Genomic DNA, 19,416 nt, shown 5'->3' on the forward strand with positions numbered 1-19,416 from the left:
AAGGCTGGAAAAATCCACTACAGATACAAGTATACTATACCTCTAATAGAAAATAAAGTAATAAATCTGCAATTTTCCCCACTTTTTGCAAAGAAATCTAAATCTGGCTCGCTACGATTCCGCATATTTGCACACTGTCAGATCCCCGGCTGAGAGTGGGCAAATCCTAGTGGCGTCGGCGTTAAGGGTAATATTTCTACGCCAAGCAGGTTTTTCCTGCCTCCTTGGTAAAATCTTCACACTTTTTTATACAAAAAATTTTTATTATACAAAAACTGTTGCATTTTCATCTCAATTTTTTTCTTCCCGCCAACCCCAAATAAAATAAGGCGCGTCAGGCCCTGTCTGAAACAACAGGTCAATAATGCTTACGTAATGATCGAAAGGCGGATAAAACTGATCATATTCGGGATAGCCTGAATAATCCTTATAAATGAGTTCTACGCCGCGTTTGTCGAATTCAGCAGGATCAATGTAATCCTGCGCCGCTGGACCGGATACATATACAGAGGCTTTTGACTTATCCATAAGATCAAGGAGTTTTTCCAGCTTCTTGCCTTGTAGGTCATAGTCGCGCACATGTTTATATTCTACGGAAATACCGAGAAACTCTTTGGCAATATGGCGGATCAGGTATTGGTCAAGCTCTGACAGATACGTCCACTTTGCTTCGCAGTAAACATATTCAAAAAAATCTTTGTAACGAGAAAAGTAGGGCGCTTTCCGATAGGCTTGACAGATTTTCGCCCAGTGATTGGCCTGCCAGCTATCGTCTTTTAGCTTGACTTCATCAATGGCTCGCGTCAAATCATAACCTACGGGCAGCGTAATCCAGGATGCTCCCCGTTCCATCTTAATTTTGTTACGGTTGCGCCAGTCATTTTTCGTATATTGCACATCGTCATAGACGACAAGAAGATCCACATCGTGGATCATATCAAAATAGCCTTTCCAAGGCAGATAATCCGATTGGAGAGCAACAAGTTTCATGAGTACGAAATGGCTCCTTTCTCTTTTGCTATGGTCCAGGCCTTCATAAGCCGCTCCAGACCGTCCTCTAAAGTAACAGTCGGCTGCCAGCCTAGCTTGGCTTTGGCCAGAGAAATATCTAAGATATTGATAGGTACATCTTGTCGCCGCCCTGGCGTAAAACGCACCTGAGCCTTCACGCCAGCGACGGTTTCTAACAGTTGCAGCAACTCACATAGGGAATAGCCAATACCACTACCAATATTAAAAATTTTCTCAGGTCCCTCATACTGCATCATCGCCAGGGCCGCTTTGGCCACATCGTCGGCATAGACAAAGTCTCTGACGACAGAGCCGTCGCCCCAAATTTCAATGGGCTGACCTGCTAACAGCCTCGCCGCAAAAGCGGCGACAGCTCCCTGGGGTTTCGCTGGATTTTGCCCTTCGCCATAGGGATTAGCCAAACGCATACACGCATAGTCAACGCCATAGAGATGATGATAGAGTTGGAGATATTTTTCAATTGCCAGCTTATGAACACCATAGGCGCAGATAGGGTTTGTCGGCGCTGTCTCGGGGATCGGCTCGTCACCGGCAAGACCATAGACCGATCCGCCTGACGATACAAAGAAGACTTTCTTTACGCCCTGTTGGCGACAAGCCTCCAGCAGTTGCATTGTCGGCAGTACATTATCTTTGATCTGCTTGACGCCATCCTCATCAGCAGGTAAAGCGGTACAGATCAAATGAAAGACCCAATCAAATCCCGCCACAAGGGAAGAAAAATCAGCTTCTACCGTAAAATCGCCCTGCAAATACTGAATCGGGCTGTTTTTCCGATAGCCGCGGCGCAGCTTGGGCAAGGTGCGCTCATATGTGACGACTTCATGACCTCTTTGCAAAAGTTCCGCTACAATGGCCGAGCCGACAAAGCCGCTACCACCTAGTACAAGACATTTCAAGCAGAGCTACCCCCTTTCCTGATAGGAAAGCACAGCAGCTGTCAATTGGGCAACACTAGCAAGAGCCGTCACTTCTTCATCACTGAATTCCATGGCAAAGGCTTCCTCGAGTCCGGCAATAATGCGTAGCTGCGCCAAAGAATCCCAAGCCGCTTCTGTATCATGACTGGCTTGCGCCGTAAGCTCTGTTACCGATTTTTGCAGCGCGGCCGCCACAATCTGACACACGGCCCCTTGTACTGCTTCCTGATTCATGGCCTTCATGGTCTTCCTCCTTCTTCTTCCCACTGCAACATAATATGGGGAATGACTTGTTCTGTCCGCTCGTGACTCGTCAGGCTGAAAATACCGTCTTTCTTGGCGCTAAAGCCTTGCTTTGGCCAAAAATCAGCAACCTGACTATTTTTCGCGGTAGGCACGTAAGCAGCCTCCCAATCGGTCACTAACCAATCGGTTTCGATCCGCTGCGCAGCGGCCTGCCACAAGGCCGTTTCCACTTGGCGTCCCAAGATACGGCAGCTTAGCAAAAAGTTTAGAATTTTCGCCTTGTTTCCGTCTCGCTCAACTAACAAAACGCCAGTCAGACCTAGATCACCAAAGCAGTCAGCCACGCGGCCATACAAAACAAAATAACGGTCAGGCTCGTTGATAAAGCCTAGAATCTCGCTTTCAGCATACCGTTTTGTCGTCAGATTAAATTGATTTGTCTTTTGCGTAAGCTGAGCAATGCGTGCCGCCTGTTCGGCTGTAGCTCGTCCCAGAGTCAGCGTCGTTTGCAGTGATAAGAGGTATTCGCTAAGATCCTGATAGCGCTGTTTTTTCGCCTGCCGCGCTTGTTCGGCTTGATAGAGCTTGGCCCGATTTTGATCTTCCTGACTTACGGCAAAGTTCGTAAACAAATGATCTTTCTGTAATAGCGCTGGGTAGGCAGCCAATTTTTTCGGCACTTGCAATGTCAGCACCTCTGGGCAAAGCTCGGCCACCAGGGAACATTCGACAGGATTATCGTCGACAAAGACACAACTAGCCAGACCAATATTGAGCTGCTCGGCTAGGCGCTTCACATTAGTCGCCTTATCCTCCCAGTTGATCTGCCATGCCGCTAGATGCTCTCGCTTAATCAGGCAGTACGGGTGATTATCCATGACCTCCCATACATCAGCCGCGTTATTTTTACTGCAAAGAGCCAGCATAACGCCCCGTTTCGCCAAAGCAAGTATTGTCTTTTGAAATTCATAATAGGCCTTACCAGGATAGGTATTACGGTCAAGTTGTATGCCACTGAGGCCCTCTTCCCCTACAACGCCGCCCCAGAGCGTATTATCGCAGTCAAGGATGAGGCATTTTTTTGCCCGTCCTGTCAGAGCCTTGATAAAGGGAGCAATCTCGCTAGCATATTCAGCTAAAAAAGCGGGACGGAGTGGCGAAGCAAACATAAGCCAGTTCCGTTCATCAATGGCCGCCTGCCAGCCCGTTCGCCGCATCAAGCGATTCCAATCAATCAAATAAAACTGGGCGCTGTGCTGGGCTACATAGTCTTTAAGAAAAGCATTAAGCCCTTCAATTTTTTCGGTTAAGGAGAGTTCTCCCTTCAGCGGAACAGACTCTTCATCAGGCGGCAGTAAAAACGTATGAATAAGGACAGGCGCGGTGGTCTGCTCACTAATCGCCGCAAGAACATTTTTCAGATAATCTTGAACGCCGCGGCTATCCCAGCCGGGAAGATTCCAGTCACTGTCAATCTGATCAAGCAGGAGCGTTAATACGACAATTTCTTTTTCGCCCGCGGGAACAGGCTCCCAGCCTGCTAAAATATCCTGGGGCAATGAATTATAGCCGCTTAGTGTAACAACAGGACGTAGTTCCGCAGAATAAAGCTGATAGGCTAAAAAATCCTCCAGACTTTCGATCGTATAATTGCGCAGTAGCCGAATATGAACAGGCGGGAAAGCCGCCGCTGCCTCCTTTTGACTGCGAAGGGTTTCTAACATTTCTTGATAAGTGGGCTGCACGCGTCTCCCTCCTTTATAAAAAGTTTTTTGCCAAGCGACTGCTAAAGGGCGCCGCCGTATTGCCAACGGCCGTATAGACGCTCCCTTTAGCGGGAGCTTCCAGCACGAGAGCGCCAGCGCCGATGAGCGCGTCATCGCCCACAGTCAGTCGATGCTTAATGGTAGAATTCATGCCTAAAAACACACGATTTCCCACAACTACATGGCCGCCGATCACAGCGTGAGACGCTATAAATATGTAGTCGCCAAGCGTAGAGTGATGACTCACATTAGCGCCAGAGCAAATAATCACGCCATTGCCAATAGTGGCAAAGGGTTGAATCACAGCCTGCTCCATAATCAGGCAGTTGTCGCCAGGGACAAACCCCTGCCAAACAACAGCGCTTGGCGCCATATAAGAGGCCAGACGATAGCCTTTTGCTCTCGCTACGGTGCATTTGGCCTCACGGCCTTTATTCAAATTTTGAAAGCCAATAGCAATAAAGAGAGCAACGGAATCTGGTGGATAGACTGTTTCAAGGTCTTCGAAAGCAATGACAGGCTTTCCCTGAAAGGAGTCTGTCGTTACATAAGCGCGGTCCACCGTAAAGGCCACGACTTCATACTCTTCACTTTGCGTGAAAAAATAGGCTGCCAATTCCGCAAAATCGTGAATGCCGAAAATAACGAGAGGTCGTTTGCCATTCATAGCTGCCGCCTCCTAAAGCTGTGCTTCCAGATACAAGCTATTTGAAAGCTCAGGATAGGCGATCCCCATCGTAAAGAACGCCTTGATAATCTCTTCCGAAAAAGCGAGTTCTTTCATTTGGCCTGTTGTAATCGGTTTTAATAAGATGCCCTCGGTCGTTTTGACCGTAAGACCGGCCGCTTCGACGAGCGAACGGATCGCTGCTAAATCGAAATAACGTCGGTGACCGAAGCCGCGGTCATAGTCACTAAGCTGATATAAGTCAGGCAACATTCCCGCTTCATGGCCAATCTGCCGATGCAGCGAAGTGGCATTTGGCACGGCAATAAACAGCGTGCCCCCTGGCGCTAAAAAGTTCACATAACGTTTCACCAAGGCCAAAGGATCTTCCACATGCTCTAAGATAAAGCCCATTTCGATGGCGTCGACCTTCTGACCGGGATCAAATTCTTCAAACCAAGCGTGTACTGTTGTCATGGTATCAGCCAACGTCACTTCCTGACGCACCTTTTCCAGCATTTGCTCCGAGCCGTCAACAATCCAATATTTCTCTAATTTCTTACCTAGCTTGGCAACAACCGATTGATTGACTGCCGTATAGCCTACGCCAAGACTCACTAGCGTCTTATAGTCTTTTGCTAAAAACCGCGCCATCATGCGCTCCGAAAACCATTGGCAAGTGCGCATGCATTCATCATAATAAGGACCAGCCGCGCCATAAGCGCCGCAGAGTGCATCAAGTTCATTCATGAGAATCACCTCGCTGATAGATTTTGCGAATCAAATACTGGGGTCTGCCTTTTGTCTCGGCAAAAACCTTGGCAAGATAGAGTCCCACAATTCCCACAAAGAGAATAATCAATCCGCCTAAAAACCATAAAGAAACCATAATCGACGCATAGCCGATCAAAATATAGTCAGGATAAAGCAGCTTGCGAACAAGCATTGCTGTCCCCATCACACCCGCAAGCGCTGATATGAGGATACCTAGTGTAAAAATAAGTTGCAGCGGATAGGCCGTAAAGGAAGTAATAGCATTAATCAGCAAACTTACTTTCTTGGTCAGTGTATAGCTTGATACCGTCCGCATCCGTTCTTTCGTAACAAAAAAAGCTTCTTGACGAAAGCCCGTCCAGGCATAATTGCCTGCCAGAAACAAATTGTTATCAGTCAGAGTGCCAAGTGCCGTCACGTAATCAGCCGTCATCAACCGAACTGTGCAAATATTGGCGGGAATTTTCACTTCTGACATTTTATTAAACAGTCGGTAAAATAGACCGCCGGAGACGCGCCGTCCTACCGTACCGGCCCGTTCTTCCTGAACGCCGTAGACCACATCGACTTGATTTTCCTGCAGGCGCTCATGAAAAGGCAGCAGCCATTCCGGCGAGTCTTCTAAGTCAACATCAATCAAGAAAATAAGACGGCCTTTCGCGGTGCGTAGCCCCGCTAAAGCAGCTGGATGATGACCGAAATTTCGCGACAATTCTACTAGCTTAACCTTGGGGTCGCGAGCTACTAGTTCTTTCGCTAAAGCGCCAGATTCATCAGGCGAGCCGTCATCGACAAAAATAAGCTCATAATTGTCCGTGAGCTGCTGTACAGCAGCAGTCATTCGTTGATAAAACTCGGGCAAGAAAGCAGTTGAGCAATATAAGGTGCTCACAATGCTAATTTCAATCTCGAAATATCTCTCGTCCAATGTATCTGCTCCTTTCTGTCCGTATGATCAAACTTATTAGGGCGTAAATGGCTTCCACACTTCAAGTGGTGTATTGATATAAGGAATCATTACGGTTCCTAAATACTCGTATTGAGTCGGAAAAGCTAGCCCTGCTCCCTGAAGTAACTCCGTTGCTTTTGCCTTATTTCCTCGCAGCAAAACAAAGGCATGTCTTGTTCTATCGACGCCGGCTCCTTGTAAAGAATGTAGATTGCGATAGGCCATTGATGGTACATCAAAATACCAGGCAATGCCTGGGGAACGTCCTCCCATGGCATACACAATCCCAGGCATGTCAAATAACCCGAGTAAATCATCACCTTGTTGATAACCGCCCTCTTGCAAGATCTGCCGCAAGTTAACCAGAAATTTCTGACGTTCTGGATCAAGCAGGAGTAAACTATCGCCCACTTTTACTGGTTCACTTTGTTTTAGCAAGGAAGGTGCTAGTCCGTTTGCAAAGTACTGATTGCCATAAGGATGTAGCACATAACCATAGAAAAATTGACTAGTTAAGACCAGACTGAGTCCAAGCATACTAAAGCGTAAAAAAGAAAGAGTCTTTTGTTTCCCGCTTACTTGCGCTGCAAGTAGTAGCAGAAAAGCAACCCAGCCGCTGCTACCAAAAACCAGGTTTAACACGAGCGGATTCGTCGTCCCAATCGCCCCTAAAAAAGGAAAACAAAATAGTAATGCAAGAATCCCTTTCTGTTTGACCCCGCTTCGGGCAAGCTGACAAATAGCTATACAAGCAAAAGCAAGAAAAAAATCGAGCGAGTGCCCAGAAAAAGCCAGCCAGATTGTATTTTTATAAGCCTGATCATACCATGCCTCACCGAGGAACACAACCCATACAAGTCGGCTAAGCCAGGTACTCGGAGCTGTCTTAGCAGGCCACTGTCTGTGGCAAAACAGCACGAGTCCCTGAAGTACAATAGCAATCCCATACTTTGTAGCAGTCGCTGCCGCTAAGCCTGCCAGATCACGCGCATAGTGATATAGGATCTGAGTCATGCCAACTGGCGAGGAGACTATACTCATATTGATTGTCATCATATGCCGCCACTCGCCAAAAGGCTGTACAAATACAAAATAAGCAACGGCAGAACCAAAAATCCAGCCACCTAAACACAGTGCCGCGATCATTTTCTGCCGCCATGAGATTCCTGGCATCACGGGCAAAAGCATTGACAGTAGCAGCAGCATCACAAAGGAAGAACCAAATTTAACAAAGAAAAGGCCTTCTACTAAACAGGCAATACATAGCCAGCCTGCCAGCCAGCTTTTTAAAGCGATCTTTTCTCCACGCCGAAAAAAATAGAATAAAATCCCATAAACAGCAAGAGATAAGAGAAAAGTCAAAAAGTTATATGACCAAGCAACCGGTGATATGGCGTAAGTTTGAAGAATACTCAAAAACAAGAGCGCTAGAACCGCCAAACGGTCTGTTCTTGACAACGAAAGATCTTTTAGTAATGGCAGTAAAGAAGCAGCCCATAGACTGGCGGCGACACCCGTAGCCAGGAGCACAGACAAGCGCATCAACGTGATTTGATGCTGCAAGATCATCAATAAAAAACTTCCCGGAAGATGATACAGTGAAATGGCATTGCGCAAATCTTCGGGATAGGCATAATGCAAGTAGTAAAAGCCTTCATCAGTAAAATCAAAGCCTCTATTTAGAAAAAAGAGTGCGGCCCCGCCTGCTACCACAGCCAAAAGAACTGTAAAGTATGTGGATGTTTTTGTAAGATCCAGTCTCATGAAGCGCCTCCTGATTGCTTGTTCTGCCAACTTTCCCATCCTAATACGACGACAGTTTTTACGAACAGATACAAAAGAAAAAGCATCTGATTCCAGAAAGAAAGATAGCTTCTCTTCCAAAGACGCCAATCATTGTAAAGGGAACAGCGTTTGGCCCAAAAGGGAACATTCTGGCGCTTAACTTGCCAGCCCCGGCAATGATACGCCTGAACTGATGGTACATAAAAAATCTGATACCCAGCTCTACGCAACCGTAAAGAGAGATCAATATCTTCTTTATACATAAAGAAGGTCTCATCAAAAACTTCCCTGCCTCGTAATAAAACAGACTGAAGAGCTGCCCGTCGACAAAACATAAAAGCGCCGCAACAAGCAGGGATTTCCTCGAGCTTTACTGGCATTTCCGTGACAGGTCGCCCTTGCAAACGATCATAAAATCTGCCATAAGCTGTGACAAAAATACCTGTTGAATCAAGCTGCTCTGACGGACGCCGGTTCCGAAAATCATAGCCGAGTAAAGCGCCGCTAACAGCGCCGCATTCAGCAGATTGCGGCGCCTCCATAAACCGGATGGCTGCTTCGAGTGTATCTTCACGACAAAATGCATCAGGATTTAAAAAAAGTACATATTCAATGTCATCCTGAAGCATAGCAAATGCTTGATTATTAGCTGCTGCATAACCGATATTTCCTTCACAAAGAAAAAGTTCTGCCAGGCAGACGCCGGCAGCAGCCAGTGACGGAACTTCTTTTGAGCCGCTGTCAGCAATAAGAATCTGCTCTGGTAAAACCGTTCCCACGGCAATTGATTGCAAACATTGATCTAAGTGGGCTTGGCTGTTATGGGTAACAATAATAACAGCCACTTTTTTATGAGTGTGAACAGAGTTGCAGGAATTGGAGTAGTTTATTTTCATCATAATGATATCCTCGGCAGTCCTCTGTCTTATATTTGCAAATCAAAGAATGGCAAGGAGCACATTCCGCCTTTGTCGCAAATATAAGAGACCGACTTTTTTTACATGCAAAGAAATGGCGTGAACTAACATCACAATCTCGCGTTGAACCATAAAAAGCAATCTGGTTGCAGTCAACAATAGCGGCGAAGTGTGATGACCAGGAATCTATGCCACATAAAGCTAGAGATTTTTCAAAAATTGGCCGCCATTGTTTGGGTGAATAGTTTTCTAAAATATGTCCATCACAAGCAGAAATAACTAGGTCACTTTTCCCACCAATTTGTACAACTGCATACCCTGCCTGATGAAGTGATTTGATCAAAGCTTCGATCAGTTCAGCTGGCAAAGATTTCAGCTTCCAGCCGCCATGGGGGTGAAGCAACACGACTGGTTTTTTGTACTTTTGTAGGTGCACTTCGGCTTGTTGATAGGCCGCTTCTTCATATACAGGCAATAGCGGCGTAATCACGGTATCAATCGGCACTTCTAAAGAACAAAACATATTTTCTACTATATTCAGGCCAATTTCATTGAAATTATTGCTAGGATGACTCCCCACGATATAGCGTGAGGCATCCTCGCGCTGTGTCACAAGATTACAGGCCTCACGATATTTAGGATAGGTCTCTGCTGCTGGTGGAACAGGTACAGCAACAGGCTCTACATCATAGTCAGTTACAAAATCTTGCACCCATGAAATTAAAGTTTCCGCCACATGAAACCGCAATTTTCGCCCCATTCTTGTTGCTTGCTGCGCAATTTGAATGCCTAAAATCACATCTCCGCGGTGGAACGGACAAACAAACTCGAACCAATTTCGCCATGGTTTTGTTGTACGCGGCGGAAATGCCAAGGTCATATTTTCGTTTTCTAGTGATAAATTGGGACTATAGAAAGGATCATGCTGTAACAATTCTCCATAACGCCGTACCATAACATTTCTTTCCCGACAGTAACGCTCTTTTTGCTCTTTTGTTACATCTTGACCACGGCTGACTGACTCTAGATGATACAGTTGGGCGAAAGGCGTATATACCACTTCATAACCGCTTTGCCTTACTTTCAGACAGAAATCTACATCATTATAACTGACTGCCAGTTCCTGTTCGTCGAGGCCGCCAACTTTTTCATAAATATCACGAGTGGTCAGTAAGCAGGCCCCGGTCACAGCGGAAACGGAACGAGCTAGTTGCAATTGGCCAAAATAGCCGACAGATTGCCGCGGCTGATGGCGGCAATTATGACTTGCTACGCCATAAATTCCTAAAACAACGCCGCCATGCTGCAGCGTATTGTTGCCATAATAAAGCTTTGCTCCGACCGCACCAACATTGTCTTTTTCAGCCTGATATACAAGCTCTTGCAGCCACGTATCATGAATGACCTCAATATCATTATTTAAGAGGCATATATATTTTCCCTTTGCCGCCTTGACCGCTTCATTATTCAGTCGAGAATAATTAAACGGGCCAGGCACAGCAAGAATCGTCACGTTGACTTCTTGTTGCAATGCTTCAAAATAGCGCTTTGTTTCTGCTTTTTGACTGTCATTATCAACAATGATAATTTCTATCGCTTCATACTGCGTGCGTTTTAATAGCCCCTCGACACAGTTCTTCAATATTTCAACCCGATCCCGCGTAGGAATAATGATCGAAACAAGTGGTAGCGGCTTAGTTATTTCGCCGCTAATATGCCAACAGCCAGGAAAGGATTCTACAGGGTCAATGGTTACTTGTTTATGTCGCCGCTCAAAAGCCTCTGTTAAGGCTTTATAAGCAGAATCATCGGAAATATGATGATTGTCCGTAGAAAAAGTATGATTTCCCTGGAAAATCCGCCAATGATACAAAACGTGAGGAATATGACTGATTCGCTCAGCATGGGTATGCTCTAAAAATCGCAAAGCAAGATCATAGTCCTGACTTCCTTCAAAACCGGCACGAAAACCACCAATTTTTTTAATAATTTCCATGCGGTAAACCCCAAGATGAGCTACAAAGTTTTGCGATTCAAACAATACTTCATTCCAGTCTGATTTGAAATAAGGATCATAGCGTTCATCATTTGCGTTAATTTTGTCTTCATCGGAATAAATCAGATCAACCTCATTGCTACGTTGATTAATTTCATGTGCAACCATAAATAAGGCATGCGATGGCAATAAATCATCATGATCCATCAATACAGCAAATTCACCTTGTGCTATAGCTAATGCCGAATTGCTGGCACGTGAAATATGACCATTCTCCTGGCGATAGACAGGGCAAATTCTCTGATCTTTCTGGGCATATTCTGCAATAATTTCTCTAATTTGCGGATTTGGTGACTGATCCTCAGCCATACAAAGCTCCCAGTACGGATAGGTCTGAGCCAAGACAGATTCGATGGCCTTACGAAAATACTTTGGCTCTGGATTATAGACAGGCATAATAATCGATAAAAGCGGCTTATATTCAAAGGTTTGAAGACACGTTTCCATCTGGGCACGATCAATTGGCGAAATTGTATCATACCAGGCGATCCAATGCAGATATCCCGAATCTGAGTTACATCCTTTAGCCAAGGCTTTTTGTATTGCACTACGGATACCAAAATGTCTAGCCGTATGAATAAATTTATAAATGAGCTGTGGGTTTTGGCGTGTTATTGCCCAAATTCGTGCTGAGCGATTTTTCAATTGAAACAATGACTCTTCCCATGAACAGACACGAATGATCTCTAAATGTCTAATCTGAAAAGAAACTTCCGAATGCTCAATGTCCAAAGACATATAGTTCACTGGTGATGAAAAACTAAGATATTGTCCGCTATACGTTCCATCGACAAAAACGGTGATTTGACCAATTCTTTCCTGGCAAGCAGCGTCCTGATAAAAACTAAGCTTTGCTCGAAGGCCCTGCTCCTTTGCCTGAATTGAAAAAATCACTTTTATATGATGCAATGCTTGGGGAAATTGCAGAATTAAGCGTGCCTGATCTGTTTTCGTATAAAAACTGCCGCTACTTTCAGCAAAAGTAATATCCCGCACATCTAACAGTTCAGGTATTATACTTTTACGTAGCACCGGGCCTTTTTGCCGATTCTTTAAAAATATTGCTTTAACGCTCTCCTTCATGTCCTCAATGTCCCTCTCAAGTAAAAAATTGTCGGCAAAGCTGCTTTACCTTGCGAATCTTCAAAATTATTTTCCAGCCCCGGGACTGGTGGATTTCCTTCAGGCGCGCTTCACATTCTTTAAGCAATCGTTCTTTTTCTTCCAGCTGATTATCTTGCTCTATTAAGAAGTGGTCAAGCGTAGTTGTCGTAGTAATTCCCCATTGCCCGCGTAGACGAATTTTCTTGACTGTATTTTTTATCGGAATCAAGACCATCGGGTCTACTGTGTAAAAGAAAATATCGCCTGACTCTCGCTTTTTCCCATTTGTCTCAAGCTGTTCCGGTAAAACACTCTTCCAGTCTCCCCCCATATCTTCATAGGCGATTGACTCCAGCTTAATATAGCAAAAATCCCCTTCCAGAGGATCCCATCTAAAATTATCTATCCATTGTTCTGTAAGACTAAATTCTAAGGCAAATGAACCTGCGATAAACTGTTCTGTCAGTACAATGCTGTTGGCTTCCGTAAACCCATCCCCAGAGTCCAGGTACAGCCTAGTATCATATTTCTTAAACAGCTTAAAAATATCAAGTTCTCCTGTCAAACAAAAAAAATCATTGTATGTAAATCCTATTGTATCTTGCAATTTTTTTGCTTTTTGCGCATCACCAAGAAGTTCATATAACACTTTTAAGGCAAAAAGCCGACTGCCTCCCTCGTTTTTTTTCAGGGCCTGGCAGGCAAGCTGATAAGGCAAAAGATCAGAGGAGATTGCTGATGCATCAACCTCAGGAAAAACAACTGAAAATTCTTCTGGTTCTAGTTTTAGATAGTTGTCTAAAACAGCAATTTGCTCAAAAGCGTCGCGAACCTGATTAGTCGGAGTCCATGCACTGGCATTGGCATTCTGACTACGAATACGAAATTGGATTAACCGCTCCGGTAAAATAAAAATTTCATACTTCAGGCAAAGGCGCACCCAAAAATCAAGATCTGGTAACTGTCGATACCTTGCATCATAAATACCAATTTCTTTATAACAATTACGCCGAATCAACATACTGGGATGACAAAGACAATTGCCCTGAAAGAAAAAATAACGAAGCCATTCATGACGATTTCTATTTGGCTGCTCAAATATATGACAATAAAAATGCTCTTTGTTGGAAAAGATTTGCCCCTCTTCATCGATGATCTCTGCATAAGAGAAGACTGCGCCAATCCCCTGATTTTTTTCTAAAAAAGCAACCTGCTTCTCCAGCTTTTCCGGTAAAAATATATCATCAGAGCTAAGCATGGCTATATACTGTCCAGTCGCTTCAGCAATACATTTTTCTGTGGCAACACAGGCTCCTTGATTCTGTTCAAAGGCAAAAAGACGAATCCGTGAATCTTTTATCTTTTTCACTGCGGCGACAGTCCCATCACTGGACCCGTCATCTACAACAATAATTTCAAAATCCTGATATGTTTGTGTTAACACACTTTGAATCGTTTCGGCAATATATTTTTCATGATTATACGCTGGAATAATCACACTGACAGTCGGCATAAAAAAACTTCTCCTTGCTAATCCAGATCGAATTATTTTCGAAACGAAAGAATTAATTGGCAAATTTTTTCTACTGTTGCTTCTGTTAACTCACCATAAAGAGGCATTGACAACACTTCTTTTACAACTTGATTGGCTACAGGTAGATTTTCTTTGGACGCAGATGGCAGCGGTTTATAACAAATATAATCACTACATAACGGATGAAAATATTTACGTGTAAAGACATTATATTGTTTTAAATTTTCATAAACAAAATCACGGGAACACCCAAATACCGCTTCATCAATTCGAATAACAAAGTATTGATAGTTACTTGTCACACCCGGCTGTTCTTGGACAAAGGAAATACCTTCGATACTTCCTAATATCTGTTGATAGATCTGAATGAGATTTTTCCGCTTCTGTCGTTCCTCTTCCACATACTTCAAAACGATTAAGCCAATTGCAGCCTGCACTTCATTCATTTTTCCGTTAATCCCCGGCATAACCACTTCTTCTTCGTTTTTTATGCCAAAGTTTTTCAGTAAATCAATGCGCTGCTTTAAATGCGGATCTCGATAACAAAGAGCCCCGCCTTCAACTGTATGAAACAGTTTCGTCGCATGAAAACTCATCATCGAAATATCGCCAAAATTTCCGATTCCTTGTCCATTGATCTCGACACCAAAGGCATGGGCCGCATCATAAATTACCCTCAAACCGTAACGGTCGGCAACATCCTGGATTTTCTGAACATCACAAGGCGTTCCAAACACATGAACGGGCATAATTCCTGTTGTCTGTGGCGTAATCATAGATTCAATTTTATTGGCATCTATATTCATTGTGTTTGGATCAATATCACAAAAAATCGGTTTTATATTATTCCAAATCAAAACATGGGGCGTAGCCGCAAAAGTAAAAGGGGTTGTAATAACCTCTCCTGAGAGACGAAGACTTTGACATGCTGTAATCAGACCAATCGTTCCATTGCTGAATAAAGACAAATAAGGAACTTTTAGCTCTTTTGTCAAAGCCATTTCCAGATCTTTATGCTGTTGCCCCATATTAGTCAACCACTTTACTTCCCATATTTCTTTGAGTTTTTCAATGACTTGCTCTAAATCGGGTAAAAGCGGACGTGTTACATAGATTGGATCTGGAAAAGGTGTATGCAAGTTCTGAATCATGTTATTCGCTTCCTTGCTCTGCGTATTTTTCAATCGTAACGGTATTAGGCCAGTGAACGCTGCCATAAAGAGGCGCCTTATAATTGCGAGTAACCTCAAATTGGACAGCGAAGGGAATATAGTCGCAAAAATCTACTTTTCCGATTGCAATATCAAGCGGTTTTGACATAACGCATACAATATTATACGCGCCCTGCATTAAAGAAAGGGTAAATTTCCAATCGACAATATAAACTTCATCTTTTTTCAAGTTCTCGAATTTTTTCGCCTCAATCACCGTATCTGAATATATAATATCCACGCCGTTACGATCACGAATGTGATAGCCCATAGCAACTTCATCCATGTCTTCCTGCAATTTAAAAACCATCCGTAAGGTAACAGACTGATCATACTCCCCAACCATAACAGGTTGCAAAGCTTCATTTAAAAGCTGTATATTAACAAACTCGGCTTTACCGTTTTGTACTCTTTCATGATTAGCTCGCTTTAAAAACTCTTCATTTTGAAACAATTTATTAGTCTTCTTGCGAACCGCTTGGCTAACTGGAGCTAACACTGTCTCTGCCTTTTTGGTAAGAGATTCTTGTTCAGACTGCATCTTAATTAAAAAATATTTTTCAACAACACGGTCTGCCTCACCTTGCTCTAATAAAACACCCTTATTAAGCAGTATCGCTTCCTGACAAAGGCTTTTGATTGTGGCAATATCATGACTTACAAATAAAAGAGTAACACCGCGTTCTGTCATTTCTTGCATTTTGGCAATACATTTTGCTTGAAAAAACATGTCTCCTACTGCCAAGGCTTCATCGACAATAAGAATTTCTGGATTTACATTTACATTTACAGCAAAGGCGAGTCTGGCAAACATGCCGCTCGAATACATTTTGACTGGCTGATAAACGAACTCACCAATATCGGCAAAAGCAAGAATATCGTCAATTCGCTCTTCCATCTCCTGACGACTGAATCCCATAATGGTTCCGTTCATAAATACATTTTCAATGCCTGTAAATTCTGGATTAAACCCAGCCCCTAATTCTAAAAGAGCCGAGACTTTTCCGTGAACTTCGACCTGGCCTGCCGTTGGAGTTAACACACCTGTAAGGATTTTAAGCAGTGTCGATTTTCCTGATCCATTTTTCCCTAAAACTCCGATCGTTGCCCCTTTTTTTATGTCAAAACTGACATCCTTCAGGGCAAAAAAATCACGATGATATGACTTTCGAAATGGATGAAGTGTTTCTTTCAGGCGATCCACTGGTTTATTATAGAGTTTGTAGCTTTTGCTTAAATTTCTTACACGAATTGCAATCTCATTTGATTCCATAAAGGCTTCTCTCCAAATCTATAAAACATCGGCAAAATGAGCCCGTAATTTCCGAAATACGAAAGCTCCGATTACAAACAAGCTTCCTGCAACAAGCCAAAAGTACAACGTAAGTAAAGGTTCTTCCCAAAACCAGTGTCCGTAAATTAAACTGGAGCGATAACCTTCTACGATATAATACGCTGGATTTAGCTTCAAAAACCAATGATATTGTTCTGGAACCATGCGAACAGACCAAAAGACAGGTGTCAGCCAAAATCCAAATTGTACGATCATGCTCAAGAGCTGACCAATATCCTTTAAAAAAACAACTAAAGCAGATGTCAACCAGGAAATCCCCATAACTAATACAATCGAAGCAAATAAATAATAAAGAATTTGGATGTTATACAAATGCGGCTGGTAGCCATACAGACTGAACAAGATGATTAAAAGCACAATAAAAAAAAGATGAATCGTCAGTGCCGATAAAACTTTTATAAGAGGCAATATACTTACTCGAAAGACTACTTTTTTCACTAGGTAGCTGTTTTCAATAATAGAGTTTGCTGCACTTAAAATACTATCAGAAATAAAGAACCACGGAAACATTCCTGCAATCAACCATAAAATAAACGGAAAATTGTCAACAGGCATGGATTTAAAGCCTACCTGAAATACAAACCAAAAGATTAGAACAGTAATAACTGGCTGAATAAACGCCCACAAAATGCCCAGGTAAGATCCGAGATAGCGCACCTGAAAATCTTTTTTCGTCAATTCAAACAAAAGATAAAAAAAATCTTTATAACTAAGGCATTTCAATTCCAGTCTCTCCTATCAAAGGCATCCTTCATGACATAAATAATCCGCCAGAGCCTCTTCCCAAGTACGCATTTTTTTTCCTGTAGCTAGGGCAAGCATTCGTCCCCCTAGCGGCGAGTACTTCGGTCTGGGAGCTGGCCGATTGAGTTCTTCCGTTGTTTGCGGTAAAACAGTGACCCTATCATTTTTGCTCAGTGCAAAAATTTTCTTGGCAAAATCATGCCAAGTAGTAATTCCCTGATTTACAGCATGATACGTTCCATAGGACTCAGTCTGAATCAGACGCAAGATAGCTTCAGCCAGATCTTCAGTATAAGTTGGGCAACCATACTGATCATTGACAATTTTCAGCTCAGAACGTTCTTTTCCCAGCTTCAGCATTGTACGAACAAAGTTATTGCCGTCGCCATAAAGCCAAGAGGTTCTGACAATATAGGACCGGTTCAAAATTTGACGAACAACCATTTCGCCAGCAAGTTTCGACTGCCCGTAAACGCCTTGCGGATTCGTTGCAGTAAATTCCAAATAAGGCTTATCTGCATCTCCATCAAATACATAATCAGTGCTGACATAAACCATTTTTGCCCCAATTTTCAGGCAGGCGGAAGCTACATTCTGACTTCCTAAAGCATTTACAGAATATGCACCTACTTCATCCTTTTCAGCCCCATCAACATTGGTATAAGCAGCGGCGTGAATCACAACATCAGGCTGATGTTGCGCAAGAAAAGCAAAGGTTGCTTCCTGATTCGTAATATCAAGCATGTCACGCGTTGCCGCAACGAAGTCTTTTCCTGCTAGTTGGCCCGTTAACGCTTTGCCAAGCTGACCACCTGCACCTGTAATTACTATTTTCATACTGTCACCTACCGGTTTTCGTACATTTTTTTATAATAATCGGCATAATCGCCTGATTTTATGTTTTCCCACCAGGAGCGATGCGAAAGATACCATTCAACAGTCTGCCTGATGCCGCTTTCAAAGGTATACTCCGGCTTCCAGCCAAGGTGGGTACGCAATTTATCGGCGTCAATTGCATAACGCCGATCATGACCTAGGCGATCTGTTACATGCTTAATTAAATCATGATTCATGCCTAGCAATTCTAGAATTGTATGAACAATATAGAGGTTTGTCCGTTCATTATTACCGCCAATATTATATACTTGCCCAATTTCACCACTATGAAGAACCAAATCGATCGCCCGGCAATGATCTGTTACATGGAGCCAGTCACGAATCTGCTGACCATCGCCATATACTGGAATTTCTTTGCCTTCCAGTGCGTTCGTAATGACAAGAGGAATCAGTTTTTCTGGAAAATGATAAGGACCATAATTATTGGAGCAGCGCGTAATATTCACAGGCAAATCAAAGGTTTCATGATACGCTCTCACTAATAAATCAGCTCCGGCTTTACTTGCCGAATAAGGACTGTTAGGAGCAAGCGGAGTTGATTCTGAAAACAAACCTTCTGCCCCAAGAGATCCATATACTTCGTCAGTCGAAACCTGCAAATATTTTTTCACTTTGTATTTTCTTGCTGCATTAAGCAGATTCTGTGTCCCCATTATATTGGTTTTCACAAACAAATTGGGATCTTCAATACTGCGGTCTACGTGAGATTCTGCGGCAAAATTGACGATTGCATCAATCCCCTGTTCCATTGTTGCTTCAATATCACCAACAGAAGTAATATCCCCTTTTATGAAGTGATACTTGGGATTATCACATATATCAGATAAGTTTTCAAGATTTCCAGCATAAGTAAGTACATCAAAATTATAAATATCATATTCAGGATATTTCTCCATCATATGTCTGACAAAGTTACTGCCAATAAAGCCTGCGCCACCTGTAACAAGAATTTTTTGCATGAGCTTCACCTATCACTTTCTCTACAAACTTATGTTCAGCGATGCGCCGTTGTCCAATCAAAACCAATCGTCGGGTCATCCCAAGCCAAACGCTTCTCATCAGGATTTTTCGGATCGTAAGATTCTGTTGTATAGTAAACTATGCAGGCTGGCTCGTTGCCAAGCACCCGATAGCCATGAGCAACGCCAATAGGAATCACTACGACAATTGGATTATCTTCGCCCATATAAAAAACATTTGTTTCGCCTTTGGTTGGCGAATCTTCCCGTAAGTCATGAAGTACAACTTGTGCGTTTCCTACGGGGAAAAACCAGATATCATCCTGCCGCTCATGATAATGGAAGGCTTTAATAACACCAGGATAGCTTTTCGACATAGACGATTGGCCAAAACGTTTCATTAAATTTTCATCGTCACGCAAAATTTCCATAAAAAAGCCTCGGTCATCGCTATGACGCACTAATTTTTTTACTTTTACATCTTTAATCATCTGAAAAAAC

17 protein-coding genes are annotated in these 19,416 nt (G+C 43.2%); all 17 read right to left on the reverse strand.

Annotated elements, in window-relative coordinates:
* Positions 1-291: 291 nt before the first annotated feature.
* Genes AC0NJP_RS04720 through AC0NJP_RS04800 form a run of 17 tightly spaced genes read right to left on the reverse strand, consistent with a single transcriptional unit; the run spans position 292 to position 19,406 of the window.
* Positions 292-990, reverse strand: coding sequence for a WbqC family protein (locus AC0NJP_RS04720; RefSeq protein WP_474698970.1), 699 nt, complete (start codon positions 988-990; stop codon positions 292-294).
* Positions 987-1,931 carry an NAD-dependent epimerase/dehydratase family protein gene (locus AC0NJP_RS04725; protein ID WP_474698971.1) on the reverse strand — a complete coding sequence of 315 codons (945 nt, stop codon included), beginning with the start codon at positions 1,929-1,931 and terminating at the stop codon, positions 987-989. Before AC0NJP_RS04725 ends, AC0NJP_RS04720 begins: the two co-directional genes overlap by 4 nt.
* A gap of 6 nt (positions 1,932-1,937) precedes the next feature.
* Positions 1,938-2,195 (reverse strand): acyl carrier protein, encoded by a 258-nt coding sequence (locus AC0NJP_RS04730; RefSeq protein ID WP_474698972.1) that lies wholly within the window; start codon positions 2,193-2,195, stop codon positions 1,938-1,940.
* Positions 2,192-3,943, reverse strand: coding sequence for an HAD-IIIC family phosphatase (locus AC0NJP_RS04735; protein WP_474698973.1), 1,752 nt, complete (start codon positions 3,941-3,943; stop codon positions 2,192-2,194). The genes AC0NJP_RS04730 and AC0NJP_RS04735 overlap by 4 nt, the downstream gene beginning before the upstream one ends.
* 13 nt (positions 3,944-3,956) lie before the next feature.
* Complete coding sequence (locus AC0NJP_RS04740; protein WP_474698974.1) at positions 3,957-4,631, reverse strand: acetyltransferase; 675 nt, start codon at positions 4,629-4,631, stop codon at positions 3,957-3,959.
* 12 nt (positions 4,632-4,643) lie between these two features.
* On the reverse strand, positions 4,644-5,381 hold the full coding sequence (locus tag AC0NJP_RS04745; protein ID WP_474698975.1) for a class I SAM-dependent methyltransferase: 738 nt from the start codon (positions 5,379-5,381) through the stop codon (positions 4,644-4,646).
* Positions 5,374-6,333, reverse strand: coding sequence for a glycosyltransferase family 2 protein (locus AC0NJP_RS04750; RefSeq protein WP_474698976.1), 960 nt, complete (start codon positions 6,331-6,333; stop codon positions 5,374-5,376). Before AC0NJP_RS04750 ends, AC0NJP_RS04745 begins: the two co-directional genes overlap by 8 nt.
* A 36-nt stretch (positions 6,334-6,369) precedes the next feature.
* Positions 6,370-8,118: a hypothetical protein gene (locus AC0NJP_RS04755; protein WP_474698977.1), complete on the reverse strand. Its 1,749-nt coding sequence runs from the start codon at positions 8,116-8,118 to the stop codon at positions 6,370-6,372.
* Entirely contained in the window at positions 8,115-9,038 is a 924-nt protein-coding gene (locus AC0NJP_RS04760) for a glycosyltransferase family 2 protein (RefSeq protein WP_474698978.1), read from the reverse strand. Before AC0NJP_RS04760 ends, AC0NJP_RS04755 begins: the two co-directional genes overlap by 4 nt.
* Complete coding sequence (locus AC0NJP_RS04765; RefSeq protein WP_474698979.1) at positions 8,989-12,195, reverse strand: glycosyltransferase; 3,207 nt, start codon at positions 12,193-12,195, stop codon at positions 8,989-8,991. The genes AC0NJP_RS04760 and AC0NJP_RS04765 overlap by 50 nt, the downstream gene beginning before the upstream one ends.
* Before the next feature lie 16 nt (positions 12,196-12,211).
* Entirely contained in the window at positions 12,212-13,729 is a 1,518-nt protein-coding gene (locus AC0NJP_RS04770) for a glycosyltransferase (RefSeq protein ID WP_474698980.1), read from the reverse strand.
* A gap of 32 nt (positions 13,730-13,761) precedes the next feature.
* A complete protein-coding gene (locus AC0NJP_RS04775; protein WP_474698981.1) occupies positions 13,762-14,901 on the reverse strand; it encodes a DegT/DnrJ/EryC1/StrS family aminotransferase in 1,140 nt (379 codons plus the stop codon).
* Position 14,902: 1 nt separating this feature from the next.
* On the reverse strand, positions 14,903-16,234 hold the full coding sequence (locus AC0NJP_RS04780; protein WP_474698982.1) for an ABC transporter ATP-binding protein: 1,332 nt from the start codon (positions 16,232-16,234) through the stop codon (positions 14,903-14,905).
* Positions 16,235-16,252: 18 nt separating this feature from the next.
* A complete protein-coding gene (locus tag AC0NJP_RS04785) occupies positions 16,253-17,038 on the reverse strand; it encodes an ABC transporter permease (protein WP_474698983.1) in 786 nt (261 codons plus the stop codon).
* Between the two features lie 15 nt (positions 17,039-17,053).
* Positions 17,054-17,896, reverse strand: a complete 843-nt coding sequence (gene rfbD, locus AC0NJP_RS04790; RefSeq protein WP_474698984.1) for a dTDP-4-dehydrorhamnose reductase — start codon at positions 17,894-17,896, stop codon at positions 17,054-17,056.
* An 8-nt stretch (positions 17,897-17,904) separates the two neighbouring features.
* A complete protein-coding gene (rfbB, locus tag AC0NJP_RS04795) occupies positions 17,905-18,915 on the reverse strand; it encodes a dTDP-glucose 4,6-dehydratase (protein ID WP_474698985.1) in 1,011 nt (336 codons plus the stop codon).
* A 35-nt stretch (positions 18,916-18,950) separates the two neighbouring features.
* Positions 18,951-19,406, reverse strand: coding sequence for a dTDP-4-dehydrorhamnose 3,5-epimerase family protein (locus AC0NJP_RS04800; protein ID WP_474698986.1), 456 nt, complete (start codon positions 19,404-19,406; stop codon positions 18,951-18,953).
* Between the last annotated feature and the right edge of the window lie 10 nt (positions 19,407-19,416).

It is taken from the genome of Pelorhabdus sp. sgz311002, assembly GCF_056134285.1.

Excerpts from the sequence above, each read along its gene's own strand:
- AC0NJP_RS04720 (WP_474698970.1), bottom strand. The coding sequence starts at position 990 with ATGAAACTTGTTGCTCTCCAATCGGATTATCTGCCTTGGAAAGGCTAT.
- AC0NJP_RS04730 (WP_474698972.1), bottom strand. The coding sequence starts at position 2,195 with ATGAAGGCCATGAATCAGGAAGCAGTACAAGGGGCCGTGTGTCAGATT.
- AC0NJP_RS04740 (WP_474698974.1), bottom strand. The coding sequence starts at position 4,631 with ATGAATGGCAAACGACCTCTCGTTATTTTCGGCATTCACGATTTTGCG.
- AC0NJP_RS04745 (WP_474698975.1), bottom strand. The coding sequence starts at position 5,381 with ATGAATGAACTTGATGCACTCTGCGGCGCTTATGGCGCGGCTGGTCCT.
- AC0NJP_RS04755 (WP_474698977.1), bottom strand. The coding sequence starts at position 8,118 with ATGAGACTGGATCTTACAAAAACATCCACATACTTTACAGTTCTTTTG.
- AC0NJP_RS04760 (WP_474698978.1), bottom strand. The coding sequence starts at position 9,038 with ATGATGAAAATAAACTACTCCAATTCCTGCAACTCTGTTCACACTCAT.
- AC0NJP_RS04765 (WP_474698979.1), bottom strand. The coding sequence starts at position 12,195 with ATGAAGGAGAGCGTTAAAGCAATATTTTTAAAGAATCGGCAAAAAGGC.
- AC0NJP_RS04770 (WP_474698980.1), bottom strand. The coding sequence starts at position 13,729 with ATGCCGACTGTCAGTGTGATTATTCCAGCGTATAATCATGAAAAATAT.
- AC0NJP_RS04775 (WP_474698981.1), bottom strand. The coding sequence starts at position 14,901 with ATGATTCAGAACTTGCATACACCTTTTCCAGATCCAATCTATGTAACA.
- AC0NJP_RS04780 (WP_474698982.1), bottom strand. The coding sequence starts at position 16,234 with ATGGAATCAAATGAGATTGCAATTCGTGTAAGAAATTTAAGCAAAAGC.
- rfbD (WP_474698984.1), bottom strand. The coding sequence starts at position 17,896 with ATGAAAATAGTAATTACAGGTGCAGGTGGTCAGCTTGGCAAAGCGTTA.
- rfbB (WP_474698985.1), bottom strand. The coding sequence starts at position 18,915 with ATGCAAAAAATTCTTGTTACAGGTGGCGCAGGCTTTATTGGCAGTAAC.
- AC0NJP_RS04800 (WP_474698986.1), bottom strand. The coding sequence starts at position 19,406 with ATGATTAAAGATGTAAAAGTAAAAAAATTAGTGCGTCATAGCGATGAC.